At 69.7% G+C, this 14,911-nt stretch carries 11 protein-coding genes; 2 read left to right on the top strand and 9 right to left on the bottom strand.

Annotation, left to right across the window (positions count from 1 at the left end; all coding sequences use genetic code 11):
- Positions 1-73: 73 nt before the first annotated feature.
- A complete protein-coding gene (locus tag E2C05_RS11050) occupies positions 74-1,309 on the bottom strand; it encodes an argininosuccinate synthase (RefSeq protein WP_133219683.1) in 1,236 nt (411 codons plus the stop codon).
- A gap of 236 nt (positions 1,310-1,545) precedes the next feature.
- Here E2C05_RS11050 and E2C05_RS11045 point away from each other — a divergent pair, with 236 nt between their 5' ends.
- Entirely contained in the window at positions 1,546-2,502 is a 957-nt protein-coding gene (locus E2C05_RS11045) for an alpha/beta hydrolase (RefSeq protein WP_205082782.1), read from the top strand.
- A gap of 84 nt (positions 2,503-2,586) precedes the next feature.
- Entirely contained in the window at positions 2,587-5,931 is a 3,345-nt protein-coding gene (locus E2C05_RS11040; RefSeq protein ID WP_133219681.1) for an FG-GAP-like repeat-containing protein, read from the top strand.
- A 21-nt stretch (positions 5,932-5,952) separates the two neighbouring features.
- On the opposite strand, the gene E2C05_RS11035 is transcribed toward E2C05_RS11040, so the two are convergent.
- The 8 genes from E2C05_RS11035 to E2C05_RS11000 all read right to left on the bottom strand — a co-directional run bounded on the left by E2C05_RS11035 (position 5,953) and on the right by E2C05_RS11000 (position 14,872).
- Positions 5,953-7,188, bottom strand: coding sequence for a urate hydroxylase PuuD (locus E2C05_RS11035; protein WP_133219680.1), 1,236 nt, complete (start codon positions 7,186-7,188; stop codon positions 5,953-5,955).
- Positions 7,188-8,555 (bottom strand): nucleobase:cation symporter-2 family protein, encoded by a 1,368-nt coding sequence (locus tag E2C05_RS11030; protein WP_200305830.1) that lies wholly within the window; start codon positions 8,553-8,555, stop codon positions 7,188-7,190. The genes E2C05_RS11035 and E2C05_RS11030 overlap by 1 nt, the downstream gene beginning before the upstream one ends.
- A gap of 54 nt (positions 8,556-8,609) precedes the next feature.
- Positions 8,610-9,368, bottom strand: a complete 759-nt coding sequence (locus tag E2C05_RS11025) for a hypothetical protein (protein ID WP_133219679.1) — start codon at positions 9,366-9,368, stop codon at positions 8,610-8,612.
- A gap of 4 nt (positions 9,369-9,372) precedes the next feature.
- Positions 9,373-10,458, bottom strand: a complete 1,086-nt coding sequence (locus tag E2C05_RS11020; RefSeq protein WP_133219678.1) for a malate/lactate/ureidoglycolate dehydrogenase — start codon at positions 10,456-10,458, stop codon at positions 9,373-9,375.
- A gap of 33 nt (positions 10,459-10,491) precedes the next feature.
- Positions 10,492-11,595 carry an ABC transporter ATP-binding protein gene (locus E2C05_RS11015; protein ID WP_133219677.1) on the bottom strand — a complete coding sequence of 368 codons (1,104 nt, stop codon included), beginning with the start codon at positions 11,593-11,595 and terminating at the stop codon, positions 10,492-10,494.
- Positions 11,596-11,599: 4 nt separating this feature from the next.
- Entirely contained in the window at positions 11,600-12,502 is a 903-nt protein-coding gene (locus E2C05_RS11010) for a carbohydrate ABC transporter permease (protein WP_133219676.1), read from the bottom strand.
- Positions 12,502-13,443 (bottom strand): carbohydrate ABC transporter permease, encoded by a 942-nt coding sequence (locus E2C05_RS11005; protein WP_133219675.1) that lies wholly within the window; start codon positions 13,441-13,443, stop codon positions 12,502-12,504. The genes E2C05_RS11010 and E2C05_RS11005 overlap by 1 nt, the downstream gene beginning before the upstream one ends.
- A gap of 70 nt (positions 13,444-13,513) precedes the next feature.
- Positions 13,514-14,872, bottom strand: a complete 1,359-nt coding sequence (locus tag E2C05_RS11000) for an ABC transporter substrate-binding protein (protein WP_133219674.1) — start codon at positions 14,870-14,872, stop codon at positions 13,514-13,516.
- Positions 14,873-14,911 lie beyond the last annotated feature (39 nt).

Here is a 14,911-nt window from a genome sequence, read left to right as displayed (position 1 = left end):
CCGGCGGCGCGGGCGGCAGGCCCGGATGCCGGGCGCGTCGGCACGGCGCGGGCCATGGCGGCGGCCGGGCCGGCTACAGCGCGCCGGCCTTGCGGCCGGCCATGGCGCCGAGCCGGAGGCGCAGCGCGTTCAGCTTGATGAAGCCCTGGGCGTCGAACTGGTCGTAGGCGCCCTGGTCGTCCTCGAAGGTCACGTGCTTCATCGAGTAGAGGCTGTGCGGGCTGCGGCGGCCGGTGACGATGACATTGCCCTTGTAGAGCTTCATCCGCACCTCGCCGGAGACGCTCTTCTGGCTCTCATCGGCCATGGCCTGCAGCATGCGGCGTTCCGGGCTGAACCAGAAGCCGTTGTAGACCAGCTCGGCATAGCGCGGCATGAGCGAGTCCTTGAGGTGGGCCGCCTCCCGGTCCAGCGTGATGCTCTCGATCGCGCGGTGCGCCTGCCAGAGGATGGTGCCGCCCGGCGTCTCGTAGCAGCCGCGGGACTTCATGCCGACGAAGCGGTTCTCCACCAGGTCCAGCCGGCCGATGCCGTTGGCCTTGCCCAGCGCGTTCAGCTCGGTCAGCAGCGCGGCGGGCGACAGCCGCTTGCCGTTGATCGAGACGGCGTCGCCGCGCTCGAACTCCATGGTGATCTCGGTGGGGGTGTCCGGCGCGTCCCAGGGCGCGATGGTGCGCTGCCAGACCATCTCGTCCGGCGCGTCCCAGGGTTCCTCCAGGATCTTTCCTTCCGAGGAGCTGTGCAGCAGGTTGGCATCGACGCTGAAGGGCGCCTCGCCGCGCTTGTCCTTGGCGATCGGGATCTGGTGCGCCTCGGCGAACTCCAGCAGGCGGGTGCGGCTGGTCAGGTCCCATTCGCGCCAGGGGGCGATGACCTTCACCTCCGGCTTCAGGGCGTAGTAGCCGATCTCGAAACGGACCTGGTCGTTGCCCTTGCCGGTCGCGCCATGCGCGACGGCATCGGCGCCGACCTGCTCGGCGATGCGGATCTGCTCCTGCGCGATCAGCGGCCGGGCGATGGAGGTGCCGAGCAGGTACTGCCCTTCATACAGGGCATTCATCCGGAACATCGGGAAGACGAAGTCCCTGACGAACTCCTCCCGCAGGTCGCGGATGAAGATGTTCTCCGGCTTGATGCCCAGCAGCAGGGCCTTGTCGCGCGCCGGGCCCAGCTCCTCCCCCTGGCCGAGATCGGCGGTGAAGGTCACCACCTCGCAGCCATAGGTGGTTTGCAACCATTTCAGGATGACGCTGGTGTCGAGCCCGCCGGAGTAGGCGAGCACCACCTTCTTCACGTCCTTCACGCGCATCGGAAACATCCTTGGTCGGCCGGGGAGGCAGGGGGCGGCGGCCCCGGGGCCCGGGCAGGCCGGGCTGTCCTGCCGTGCCGGGCCGGGTTGGACAAGAGGCCAGTTGCGGACGGCGCCGGCGATGTGGTTTCCTCACATTTATGGGATATCACATACTTCTGTATTTTATCCTGTCGGTCGCCGCCGCCCTCGCCAGCAGCCTGGCCGCCCGCGCCGACGCCCCGCCACGCCCCGCCGTGCTGGACACAGCGGCGGTGCCGCATCTCGGCCCCGATGGCAGGGCGGACTATGCCAATTTCCTGCAGCAGGCGACGCCGCGCGCCTTCGCGCTGAGCCCCGAGGGCGCCTGGGGCTGGGCCGCCGCCCAGCCGGACATGGCGACGACGGAGGCGCGGGCGCTGGAACTCTGCGCCTCCTGGGGCGGCGGGGGCTGCCGCATCTATGCCCGCGACCTGGCCGTGGTCTGGCCGGGGCGGGAAAGCGCGCCGCCACCGCGCGAGGCGGCGCGGGTGCGGTCCGGCCCGGGCTGGTCGCTGGTGACGGATGACCGCTTCCTCTGGCACGGGCCGCAGGCCGGCCGCGGCGCCTATGTCTGGGCGCATGGCCGCGCCGCCGGCGGGCAGGACAGCCGCGGCAGCCAGCCGCAGCCGCATGTGCGGGTGTTCAACAACGCCGGCTACGACGTGCTGCGCTTCGACCGGGACCCGCTGACGGACGAGACGGAGGCGGCCGCGGGCTGGCTGCGCGATGCGCTGCGGGCCCTGCGGGCGCAGGGCTATGCGCGGATCGTCGTCGGCGGCCAGTCGCGCGGCGCCTGGAACGCGCTGCAGGCGCTGGACCAACCCGGGCTGGTGGATGCGGTGGTGGCGATCGCCCCGGCGGCCCATGGCGCCCGGGGCAGCCCGGCCTGGGCCTGGGCGCTGGAGGACCTGCAGCGCGTGATCGCCGGCGCCCGCAGCCCGGCGGCGCGGGTGGTGGTGGCGAATTTCACCGATGACGAGTTCGACCCCGATCCGGACCGGCGGGCCAGCCTGTTCCGCACCCTGGCGGCGCCCCGCGTCGGCGGGCTGCTGCTGCTGGACCGCCCGCCAGAGGTGACCGGGCATGGCGGCGGGGCCGACGCGCGCTTCACCCAGCGCTACGGCGCGTGCCTGCTACTATTCGTGGAGGGATCATCCGCGGTTTGCAACTGAGAGATAGTGTTTCGCAACCGTCTCGACCGATAGCCTTTCCCCGCATATCCAGGACCGGCGGCCGCCGGCGGCGGAGGACAGGCCATGGCGAGGATCCCCGGCACACCCAATAAGGATACGCTCTCCGGCACGCCGGATTCGGATGCCTTCGTCGGCAGCGGCGACAGCGATTCGATCGCCGGCGGGTCCGGCCCCGGAACCAGCCAGTTCGACAGCCTCGACTACAGCGGCTTCGGCGCGGCCAACCCCATCACCGCCACCTTCACCAGCGCCTTCGGCGGCACGGTGACCAAGAAGGACATCGGCACCGATACCTTCAGCGGCATCCGCCTCATCATCGGCACCCAGGGCAATGACAGCCTCAAGGGGTTCAGCGCGCCGACCAGCCTGATCGCCCTGCTGGGCGGCCCAGGCACGGACAGCATCGACGGCGCCTCCAACTCGCTCAACCAGGCGGACTACGGCAGCGCCCAGCAGGGCGTGACCATCGACCTCGGCCAAGGGACCGCGACCGACGGGCTCGGCAGCACCGACAGGCTGACCAATGTGCTGCGGGTGAAGGGGTCCGACTTCAACGACACCATCACCGGCGGCAATGCCAGCGAGATCTTCTCCGCCAGCCGCGGCAATGACGGCTACAATGGCGGCGGCGGCAGCAACCTGCTGGACTACGGGTCCGGCTTCGTGCCCGGGCCGGTGACGGTCACCTACGGTGCCTCCGGCTACAGCGGCACCGCGCAGAAAAGCGGCAGCAACGGCACCGACAGCTTCACCAATATCCGCGGCATCCTCGGCAGCGCCGAGAACGACACGCTCATCGGCTCGGACGATGCGTCCGCCGGCCTGCCCTTCGCCGTGCAGCTGCGCGGCCGCCTCGGCAACGATTTCATCGATGGCCGCAAGTCGCAGCTCAACCAGGCGAGTTACGCGGACAGCCCGAACGGCGTCACCGTCCGACTACAGACGAGCCTGGATGCCGATGGCAACTGGTTCGGCAGCGCCAGCGACGGCAACCAGGTGCCCGGCGCCGCGACCGGCACCTACTACACCGACACGCTGAAGAATGTCGTCCGCGCCGTCGGCGGGGCGGGCAACGACACGCTGATCGGCAGCGACGCCAGTGATCGCTTCGACGGCTCCGCCGGCAGCGACAGCATGGATGGCGGCCTCGGCTTCAACACCATCGACTATGGCAGCCTGGCCAGCGGCACCACCGTGGGCGTCGCCGCGGGGGACACCGATCCCGGCCTGTTCGGCCTGGGCACCGCATTGGTGGCGAAATCCACGGGCGGTGCCGACACCGTCGTCAATGCCAACGAATTCCGCGGCACGGCCGGCGGCGACATCCTGATCGGCTATGACGGGCCCTATTCCTATCAGGGCTTCCGCATGCGTGGCGCCGGCGGGAACGACACGATCTACGGCTTCAAGAACACCACCAACAGCGCCGACTACAGCAACGCGACGGCGGCCGTCACCATCGACCTGCAGGTCTCGACCGATCCCTGGGGGAATGAGTGGATCGGGTCGGCCAGCGGCGATGCCTCGGTCGGCACCGATACGCTCATCTCGGTGCAGCGGGTCCGGGCATCCTCCTTCAACGATACGATCCATGGCACCCAGGGCGACGATGTCGTCGATGTCTTCACCGGCGGCAGCCATGTGCTCTACGGCCGCGCCGGGCTGAACGAGGTCCGCTTCGCGGTCGGCACCGAAGTCGATGTGACCATCGACCTGGGGACCGAGGCATCCGGCAGCGGCTTCGGCGGCTATCGCGGCACGATCCTCAAGCCAGGCGGTGTCACGGACACGCTCTACGACTTCTACCGGGCGCAGGGCGGTGCCGGCGACGATGCGATCTACGGGACGCCCGGCGACGACACGCTGTCGGGCGGCCCCGGCGACAACCTGCTGGACGGCCGCGGCGGGAACAATACCTACACCGCCCGGCTGTTCTCCGGGCAGAGCTTCCAGTCGCAAGGCGCGGTGATCGACCTGGGTGACGGTGCAGTCGGGACCGCGACCAATCCCTGGGGCGGCACCGATTCGCTCCGCCATATCCAGAACGCCGTCGGCAGCCAGTTCGACGATACCCTCACCGGCGCCGACATCGCCGGAGGCGGCCTCAGCTTCATCCGTGGCGATGGCGGCAACGACCTGCTGCAGGCCCCCTCCTGGTCGGCCAATGTCATGGTCAGCTACGCCAGCAGCCTGTCCGGCGTGCGGGTGGACCTGGCGCTGCAGAAGACGCTGGACGATGGCTGGTTCGGCGGCCAGGACACGCTGGTCAACATCAAGGCCGCCCGCGGCTCCGCCTTCGACGACAGCCTTCTGGGCAGCGACCGGGACGAGGTCTTCGAGGGTCGCGGTGGCCTGGATACCATCGACGGCCGCGGCGGCCGCGACACGGCCGTGTTCAACGCCGCCTCCGCCGATGCCACCTGGTACAAGGATGCCGAGACGGGCAACTGGGTCTTCACCAGCAGCGACGGGCAGGTTGACGTGCTGCGGGACGTGGAGTTCGTCCGCTTCACCGACCGCACCATCGCCCTGCCCGATGCGGTCGCGCGGCAGGATTTGGATGGCGGCGGCGCGTCCGACATCCTCTGGCGCGCCACCGACGGCACCCTGGTGGCCTGGGCAACCAATGGCATGGCGGGCAGCGCCGCCGCCATCGCCACGGTGCCGTCGAACTGGGCGTTGGCCGGCGTGGCCGACCTGACGGGCGACGGCAAGGCCGACCTGCTCTGGCGCAATGCCGACGGCACGGTGGTGATCTGGGCCATGGACGGCGCCGTGCCGGTCGCGGTCCAGCCTCTCGACATCATCGACCCGTCCTGGAAGGTGGCGGCGCTGGGCGACCTGGATGCCGATGGCACCGCCGACATCCTCTGGCGCAATGACGACGGCACGGCGGTGGCCTGGCGCATGGCGGGCGGGCAGGTCGTGGGCGGCGGCGCCCTCGGCAATCCCGGTGCCACCTGGCGGGTGGCGGCGCTGGCCGATACCAACGCCGATGGCCGGGCCGAGATCGTCTGGCGGAATGCCAACGGCACGCTGCTGCACTGGTTCACGGACGACACAAATCCGCCGGAGACGACCATCATCGGCAATCCGGGCGCCGACTGGCAGGTTGTCGGCAGCGGCGACTACGACCGCAACGGCAAGGCCGACCTGGTTCTGCGGAACGACAACGGCGCGGTGGTGATCTGGTCCATGGATGGCGGGCAGGTGGCAGGCGGCGGGCTGGTCGCTGCGCCCGGCGCCGACTGGTCCGTGGCGGGCACCGGGGATTACGACGGCAACGGGCAGGCCGACCTGCTGTGGCGCAACGCGGACGGCACCGCCGTGCTGTGGCTGTTCGGCAGCGTGGGGCCGGACAGCGTCACCGTGCTCGGCAATCCCGGCACGGATTGGACCATCGCCTGACGCCGGCCGGCCGCCGGCCGCTCAGCGTGCCGGCCTGCCCGGGGCCAGCCACTGCGCCAGGATGCGGCGCTCCTCCGGCTCCATGCGGGTGATGTTGTTGGGCGGCATGGCGTGGCTGGACACCGCCTGCAGGCGGATCGCCGCCGCCTGGCGGGCGATGTGTTCCGGCGTGTCGAGCCGCACGCCCTTGGGCGCGATGGCGATGCCGGCCCAGACCGGCTCCGCCGCATGGCACATGGAACAGCGGCCGATCACCACCTCCACCACCTGGTCCGGCGGCGGCGCCATGCCGCGCGGCAGGGTGGTGTTGCCGGGCTCCGACGTTGCCAGCCCCAGCCTTTCCCGCCCGATGGGCGAGGAGGTGAGGCTGACCACCGCCGCAAGCAAAAGGCAGGCGGCGGCCACCGCCCAGGTCCACCAGGCATTGCCGCGGCCGCTGTGGCGCAGGTTGTAGAAGACGCGGATGACCGCGCCCGCCACCAGCACCAGCGCGACCACGACGAAGGCATAGGGCGTGGACCACAGGATCGGGTAGTGGTTCGCCAGCATCAGGAACAGCACCGGCAGGGTCAGGTAGTTGTTGTGCGTGCTCCGCACCTTGCCGGCCTTGCCCAGCGCGGGGTCCGGCGCCTCCCCCCGCTGCAGCGCCGAGATCACCTTGCGCTGGTTGGGGATGATGATCATGGCGACATTGCCCGCCATCCAGGTCGCCATCACCGCGCCCGTGTGGATCATGGCGCCGCGGCCCGAGAACACCTGCTGGAACAGGAACGCCAGCAGCACGACGAAGACGAAGCCGACCGCGCCCAGCGCGACCTCGTTGTCCCCAAGCCGCGACTTGCAGAGACGGTCATAGGCCACCCAGCCGAGCACCAGCGACCCGATGCCGATGGCCGCCGCGACCGGCGCGGAGATGTCCGCGACCTCCGGGTCGATCAGGAAGAGGTCGGAGGCGCCGTAATACACCCAGGCCAGCAGCGCGAAGCCGGACAGCCAGGTCGTATAGGCTTCCCATTTGTGCCAGAGCAGCTGCGGCGGCAGCGAGGCCGGCGCGACCAGCCATTTGCGCACCTGGTAGAAGCCGCCGCCATGCACCTCCCACATCTCGCCGCCCTTGCCGGCGGGGATGTCGGGCGCCGGCTTCAGCATGGCGTCGATATGCATGAAGTAGAAGCTGCTGCCGATCCAGGCCATGCCGGCCAGCACATGCAGCCAGCGCAGCAGCATGCCGCCCCATTCGTGCAGGTAGGGGTCCATCAGTGCAGCGTCTCCTGGCTCCGCGCCGCCGCGGCGGCCTGGTCCCGCGCCCCGGCCGCGCTGCCGAAGCCGTTGAAGTAGAGGTTGAGCCCGACGGCGGCGAGCGCCGAGAGCAGGATGCCGGAATGCAGGATGGGTCCCAGCGCGGCGGGCATGGCCTTGAAGAAATCCGGCGCCACCAGCGGGATCAGCCCGAAGCCAACCGCGATGGCGACGACATAGAGGTTGTTGCGGTTGCCCTTGTAGTCCACCGCGGACAGGATCCGCACGCCGGTGGCCGCCACCATGCCGAACATGACGATGCCGGCGCCGCCCAGGACGAAGAGCGGCACGCTTTCCACCAGCGCGCCCAATTTCGGCACCAGCCCCATCACCAGCATCAGCACGCCACCCGCCGCCGTCACCCAGCGCGACGTCACGCCGGTGACGCCCACCAGGCCGACATTCTGCGAGAAGGAGGTGTAGGGGAAGGTGTTGAAGACGCCGCCGATGACGGTGCCGAGGCCATCGGTGCGCAGGCCGCGCGTCATGTCGGCCTGGGTGACCGGGCGGTCCACCATCTCCCCCAGCGCGAGGAACATCCCCGCGCTCTCGATCATCACCACCACCATCACCAGGCTCATGGTCAGGGCCGCCACCAGGTCGAATTGCGGGACGCCGAACTGGAAGGGCGCAATCAGCTCGAACCAGGGCGCGGCGGCGACCTTGGCGAAGTGCATCCGCCCGATCGCCCAGGCCACCAGGCAGCCCGCGACGATGCCGGCGAGGACCGCGACATTGGCCAGGAAGCCGGCGGCGTATTTGGTGATCAGCAGGATCAGCACCAGCACGCCGGCGGCCATGCCGAGATGCACGGGGTCGCCATAGCCCGGCAGGCTGGGCGCCGCCGCCCCGGCCGCCCAGTTCACGCCCACCCGCATCAGGGAGATGCCGATCATCAGGATGACCGTGCCCGTCACCACGGGCGGAAACAGCGGCAGCAAGCGGCTGACGAAGGGCGCGACCAGCATCGTGAACAGGCCGGCGGCGATGACCGAGCCGAAGATGCCGAGCAGCCCGAGATCGGGGTTCCCCGCCATCGCCACCATCGGCCCGACCGCGGCGAAGGTCACGCCCATCATCACCGGCAGGCGGATGCCGAACCAGGGGCCGAACCCGACAGACTGCACCAGCGTGGCGATGCCGCAGGCGAAGAGATCGGCATTGACCAGCAACGCCACCTGCTCCGGCGGGAGCTTGAGGGCGCGGCCGATGATGAGCGGCACGGCCACCGCCCCGGCATACATCACCAGCACATGCTGCAGGCCGAGGGCGATCAGCCGCGGCGCCGGCGGCACCGCATCCACGCCATGCTTGCGTATCGACAAATCCGGTCCCCCTCCCGTGGCGCGAGGTTCCGGCGACCCTTCCCTGGTTCCGGCTTACGCCGGGCCGGGTTGCTGCGGCAAGGCCTCCGGCGGGGTGCGGCCGGGGATCGGGCCCATCAGGCCGAGATCGATTGCCGTGCGGTAGACCATGGCGGCGAAGCCGGGCCCGGCGGCAAGCTGCTCCAGGCGCAGGCGCGCCGCCGGTTCCGCCACCAGCGCCTCCAGCGCCGCGTCGTCCTCGGGCCGCGGCAGGCTGGGCAGGACCGGGCCGCGCTGCGGCGCAACGCCCAGCAGCAGCCGCTCCACGGCCCGGCTGTCGAGGCCGATGGCGGTGCCGCAGGTCATCGCCAGGTCCGGGTCCGGGAAGGCAAGCCGGGCGCCGATCAGCGCGCCGGGCGCGCGGTTGCGCATCAGGTGGTTGTCCCAGATCACCAGCGGATCGCCGTTGGGGAAGCGCGTGGCGGCGATGCCCCCTTCCGCCCGTTCGCCCTGCAGCCGCACCAGACCGAAGCGCGCCGCCATCAGCGCCTGCAGCACCTTGTCGTCATCGCTGCCGGGGTCGGGCGGCTCGGCCTTGGCCTGCCGCTCGATGGCGCGGGACTGGCCACCCACGGGGTCGAGCACGCCGAGGTCGAAGACCGCGGCCAACTGCATCTCGTCCGCCGGCCGCACCTGCTTGCCGTCCCACAGGGTCAGCGCGCGCGCCTGGCTGGCGACGCTGGCCAGCGGGATGCGCTTCGACGCCTCGGTCAGCAGGCGCCGGCGGATCGGCGCGTAGAGGGCGTAGCGCGCCGCCGCGGTCAGGTCGGACACGGCCTCAGTTCGGGACGGTGACGCCGAGGGACCGGGCGCAGCGGGTGATGCTCTCCCAGGTGTCGGGCTGCAGCGGCACGCCCTTGGCCAGCCGCTCGGCGCGCAGCCGCGCCTCGGGCTCGCCGGGCGCCAGCACCTCGCCGCCCGGGGTGTCGGGGCGGCAGGACTTCACCCAGGCGACATAGTCCTCGGCGGTCTTCTTGAACTCCGCCTCGGTCCCGAAATGCGAAGGCGAGATGTAGATGGACAGCATGCCGTTGGCGATACGCCCGCGTTCGCCCACGGGGCCGGAGGTGCCGCCCCCGGTGAAGGCGCCGGCCAGCAATTCGCACATGAAGGCCAGGCCCGACCCCTTGTGCTCGCCGAAGGCGCGGATGGCGCCGAGGCCGTTGGACGGGTTGCGCGGCCCGACCGGCGGATACTCGCCATACAGGGTGTGCGGGTCGCCGGAGAGGCGGCCATCCGGCTCGATCAGCGCATCCGGCGGCAGTGCCTTGCCGCCATTGGAGGCGACGAGGACCTTGCCCTCCGCGACGCGGGAGGTGGCAAAGTCCAGCACCACCGGCGGGTCGGTCGGCACGCCGACGCTGAAGGGCGCGGTGGAGAAGCGGCGCTCGGTCCCGCCGAAGGGGGCGACCAGCACGCTGCCGGCGACATTGACGAAATGGATGGAGATGAGGCCGGCGGCGATCGCCTGTTCCGAATAGGCGCCGATGCGGCCGACATGGCCGGCATTGCGCAGCGCGATGACGGCCGTGCCGTGCTGCTTCGCCCGTTCAATGCCGAGGGCCGTGGCCTGCGGCGCCACCGTCTGGCCGAAGCCCCAATGGCCGTCCAGCAGGGCGAAGGCGCCGCCATCCGTGACTACCTCGGCCTGCTGCCCGGCGACGACGAAGCCCTGCTGCTGCCATTCGACATAGCGGGGCACGCGCACCACGCCATGGCTGTCATGCCCGGCCAAATTGGCGCCGAGCAGGTGGTGGGCGATGCGCCCAGCCTCCGCCCCGTCGCAGCCATTGGCGACGAAGATGTTGGCGACGAGCGTCTCGAGCGTGTCGGCGCCGATCAGCACCGGGGTCTGGGAGGCCATGCGGTTCCTGCTGCAAAGGGCCGGCGCGCCGGCTCAGATCATCCGGTCGGTCTGCGGGTCGATCAGGTGCATCTGCCCCATATCGGCGGCCAGGGCCAGCGGGCGGCCGGGCTCGGCCGGGATGGCGGGATCGATGCGGGCGCTGATCTCGGTGCCCTGCAGCCAGATATGGACCAGGGTCTCCATGCCCATGGGCTCCACCACCTCGGGCGTCAGGTGCAGCGGCGCCAGGTTGGGGCGGTGGTCGTTCGGGCGGATCTCGGTCAGGTGCTCCGGTCGGATGCCGAACAGCACCTCCTTCCCGGCATAGGATGCGTAGCGCGACCGCCGCTCCTCCGGCACAGGCAGGACGATGTTGTCGGGCAGGTGGATGTTCAGCGCGCCGCTGCCATGCTCCAACCGCGCGGGGATGAAGTTCATCGCCGGGCTGCCGATGAAGCCGGCGACGAATTTCGTGGCGGGGCGATGGTACAGCTCGGTCGGCGGGCCGACCTGCTCGATCACGCCGTGGTTCATCACCACCACGCGGTCGGCCAGCGTCATCGCCTCGATCTGGTCATGGGTGACGTAGATCGTGGTGGTCTTGACGGTCTGGTGGACCTTCTTGATCTCCGTCCGCATCTGCACGCGCAGCTTGGCGTCTAGGTTGGACAGCGGCTCGTCGAACAGGAAGACCTTGGGGTCGCGGACGATGGCACGGCCCATGGCCACGCGCTGCCGCTGCCCGCCCGACAGCGCCTTCGGCTTGCGGTCCAGCAGCATGCCGATGTCGAGGATGCGGGCGGCGTTCTCGACCCGGCGGCGGATCTCCGCCTTGTCGAATTTCCGCAGCATCAGCCCGAAGGCCATGTTGTCGTAGACCGTCATGTGCGGATAGAGCGCGTAGTTCTGGAACACCATGGCGATGTCCCGGTCGCGCGGCGGGATGTCGTTCACCACGCCGCCGCCGATGGCGATCTCCCCGCCCGAGATCTCCTCCAGCCCCGCGATCATCCGCAGGGTGGTGGATTTCCCGCAGCCGGAGGGGCCGACGAGGACGACGAACTCGTGGTCCGCGATCTCCAGGTCGATGCCCTTCACCGCCTGGACGCCGCCTTCGTATTCCTTGACGACCTTGCGGATCGAAACCTGCGCCATCGGTTCAGCCTTTCGTCGCGCCGGCGGTCAGTCCCGCCACATAGTAATCCATCAGGAAGGCATAGACGATCACCGGCGGCAGCGCCGCCAGCAACGCGCCCGCCATTAGCTGGCCCCAGGCGAAGGTGTCGCCGCGGATCAGCTGGCTGACCACGCCGATGGTCAGCGGCATCTCGTCCGGCCGGGTGATGAAGGCCGTGGGATAGACGAAGGCCGCCCAGGACACGGTGAAGGCGAAGATGGTGGCCGCGATGATGCCCGGCAGCGCGACGGGGATGAAGATCCGCGTCAGCATCTGCATCCAGTTGGCGCCGTCGATCAGCGCCGCCTCGTCCAGCTCCTTCGGGATGGACGCGAAGTAGCCGATCATGATCCAGGTGCAGAAGGGCACCGTCAGGGTCGGGTAGACCAGGACCAGCCCCCAGATGGAGTTCAGCAGGCCGAGATTGCCGACGATCTGGTAGAGCGGGATGAACAGCAGCGTGTCCGGAACCAGGTAGGTCAGAAAGACGCCGGTCGCCAGCACTCCGCTGCCGAAGAACTTCATCCGCGCCAGCGAGAAGGCGGCGAAGACCGAGATCACCATGGTGATCGCCACCACGCAGACCGTGATCTTGACGCTGTTGAAGAAAAAGCCGCGGAACATCGGGTCGCTGATCAGCGCCCAGTAATTGTCCAGCGTCGGGTTGCGGACGATCCAGGGCGTGCCGGACAGGTCGCTGATCTCGGCGCTGGTCTTCAGGCTGGTGATCAGCATGTAGAAGGGCGGCGCCAGCATGACGATGGCGGCCACCACCAGCGAGATATAGGCGGTCAGCAGCGCCCAGCGGCGCTCCTTCCGCAGGCTGCCGATGCGCCGGCCGAGGCCGGGCACGGCGGCGGAGGGGGATGCTGCGGTGGCGGACATCACGCCATCTCCTTGCTGCGCTGGTTCACGCCACGCAGGACGAAGAAGGCGACGATCGCCAGCAGCGGGAACATGAAGAGCGACACGGCGGCGCCGCGCGGGATGTTGCCCGCCAGCACGCCGACCTGGAAGGCGTAGGACGCGAAGACATGCGTCAGGTCGCGCGGGCCGCCATTGGTCAGCACCCGGACGATGTCGTAATTGGCGAAGGTGACGATCAGGCTGAACAGCACGGTGATGGAGATGATGTTGCGCATCATCGGCAGCGTCACGTAGCGCAGCCCCTGCCAGCCGGTGGCGCCGTCGATCGCCGCCGCCTCGTACAGCTGGTCCGGCACCGATTTCAGCGCCGCCAGGTACATGATCATGAAGAAAGGCGTGCCGGCCCAGACATTGACGATGATGACCGAGATGCGGGCCCACCAGGGTTCCCCCAGCCAGGGGACGGACGGGGCGCCGATCGCGTTCAGGATCCAGTTCAGGCTGGAATAGCTGGGATCGAACATCCACCACCAGCCCAGCGTGGACAGCGCCGGCGGCACCACCCAGGGCAGCAGCAGCAGGCCGCGCCAGATGCGCTGGCCCTTGGTGGGGATGTGGTGCAGCTGGTGCGCCAGCCAGAAGCCCAGCAGCGCCTTCAGCACCACCGCGGTGATGGCGAAGAAGCAGCTCTGCCAGATCACCATCAGGAAGGTTTCGGAATCCAGCAGGATCTCGAAATTGCCAAGGCCGATGAAGGACGTCATCCGCCGGTTCAGGGTGGAGAGGTAGATGGCGTAGCCGGCCGGCCAGGCGACCAGCCCGGCGATCACCGTGATCAGCGGCAGCGCCATCAGGAAGGCGATGGTGGATCGGCGGCGCGCGAAGCGCTGCAGCGTCAGGCCCGGGCGCGCGGGCGCCATGGCGGGCCCGGCGGTCGCAGTGGTGGCATCCAGTGCCATGGAAGCCCCTCCCTGAACTTGGAACGTGAAGATGGGGCCGGGCGGCAGGCCGCCCGGCCGGGTCGCCGCGTCAGCCGCGGCGCATGTTGTTGATCTCGCGCTCCAGCCAGCCGAGCGCGGAGTCGAGGCTCTCGCCGCCCTGGGCCACGCGCGCGATCACCTTGGTGTTCAGCGCCTGGATGTACATCTGCGACGCCAGTTCCGGCGGGGCCGGGCTGTAGGCCACCGCGTATTTCGCCTGGTGGTGGTCCTTCAGCGGGTAGTTGAAGATCGTCCCGGTGGGCGGGTTCTGCGTCTCCCAGATCTTGAAATCCGCCATGCTGGCGAAGGGCGGGATGTCGTAGCCGCCGCTGGTGTTGGTGGTCAGCTCCGCGCTGTCGCGCTGGCCAAGGAATTCCAGAAGCTGCTTGGCGGCATTCTTGTTGCGGCCGAAGGCCCAGATGCCGGTGGTGTAGGGCAGGTAGGCGAGGAAGCGGCCGGCCGGCCCGGCCGGCATCGGCACGGTCCAGCATTTCTCGGCGACCTGCGGCGCGTCCCGCTTCGCCACCGCCCAGGCGGAAGGCGGGTTGAACACCAGCGCCGAGCGGCCGGAGATCAGCGCGCGGTTGTTGCTGGCATCGTCCCAGGCCCAGACATCGCCCGGCAGGAACTTGGACAGCCGCACGGCATAGTCCACCGCCTGCCGCAGATTGGCATTGCCGCGGATGGTCGGGTTGCCCTTGTCGTCGGTGATCTGCGCGCCGTAGGAGAGGAACAGCGCACCGATCCAGTCCACCGCGTCGGAGAACTGGCCCATCGGCAGGCCGAAGGGCACGCCGGCCTTGTGGCAGGCCTCGGCCGCCTTCAGGAAGGTGTCCCAGGTCCACTGGTCGGCATTGGGGCCGCGCTTGTTCTCCGCCGGCCACATGGCGCGCACATCGATGCCGGCATGCTGCTCCAGCAGGTCTAAGCGGACGCAGGCCGGCTTGGCCTGGGTGCCGGAGGTGGCGGGAACGCCGCGCCACTTGCCGCCATGCTTGCCGAGATACTCGGCGATCGGGTTGATCGGGCCGTATTTGGCGACCAGCCGCTGGATGACGTCGTCCACCGGCTCCAGCTGGTCGGCATAGGCGCCGACATCCCAGGGCGTGAGCGAGATGGCATCGTGCCCCTGGCGGGACTGCGCCTGCGCCGCGGCGGTCAGCTGCAGCTGGTTGCCGGTGGTGTTGATGAAGTCGAGCTGGACGTTGACCCGGTTCTGCTCGCCCCACTTGGCACTGAGCTGCTTCAGCGCGTCGTTGCCGCCAGGCACCCAGTGATCCCAGAAGGCGACGCGGATCGTGCCGCCGGTGCCCTGCGCATGCACCATGGGCGCGGCCAGCGTTCCCGCCGCGACCACGCCCGCGCCGGACCGCATCACCCCGCGCCGGGTCACGCCATTTTCTGCCATCCAAAGCCTCCCCTCGCAGCGGTTGTCCGCCGGACGTCC

Source organism: Paracraurococcus ruber (genome assembly GCF_004353985.1).
GTDB classification, from domain to species: domain Bacteria; phylum Pseudomonadota; class Alphaproteobacteria; order Acetobacterales; family Acetobacteraceae; genus Paracraurococcus; species Paracraurococcus ruber.
Note: the sequence above shows the minus strand (reverse complement) of the source record. Positions and strands in the feature narration are given on the sequence as shown.

What these genes read in the sequence shown, in the direction of transcription:
- E2C05_RS11010 (WP_133219676.1), bottom strand. Translation starts at nt 12,502, where the DNA reads ATGTCCGCCACCGCAGCATCCCCCTCCGCCGCCGTGCCCGGCCTCGGC.
- E2C05_RS11000 (WP_133219674.1), bottom strand. Translation starts at nt 14,872, where the DNA reads ATGGCAGAAAATGGCGTGACCCGGCGCGGGGTGATGCGGTCCGGCGCG.
- E2C05_RS11020 (WP_133219678.1), bottom strand. Translation starts at nt 10,458, where the DNA reads ATGGCCTCCCAGACCCCGGTGCTGATCGGCGCCGACACGCTCGAGACG.
- E2C05_RS11040 (WP_133219681.1), top strand. Translation starts at nt 2,587, where the DNA reads ATGGCGAGGATCCCCGGCACACCCAATAAGGATACGCTCTCCGGCACG.
- E2C05_RS11050 (WP_133219683.1), bottom strand. Translation starts at nt 1,309, where the DNA reads ATGCGCGTGAAGGACGTGAAGAAGGTGGTGCTCGCCTACTCCGGCGGG.
- E2C05_RS11035 (WP_133219680.1), bottom strand. Translation starts at nt 7,188, where the DNA reads ATGGACCCCTACCTGCACGAATGGGGCGGCATGCTGCTGCGCTGGCTG.
- E2C05_RS11005 (WP_133219675.1), bottom strand. Translation starts at nt 13,443, where the DNA reads ATGGCACTGGATGCCACCACTGCGACCGCCGGGCCCGCCATGGCGCCC.
- E2C05_RS11015 (WP_133219677.1), bottom strand. Translation starts at nt 11,595, where the DNA reads ATGGCGCAGGTTTCGATCCGCAAGGTCGTCAAGGAATACGAAGGCGGC.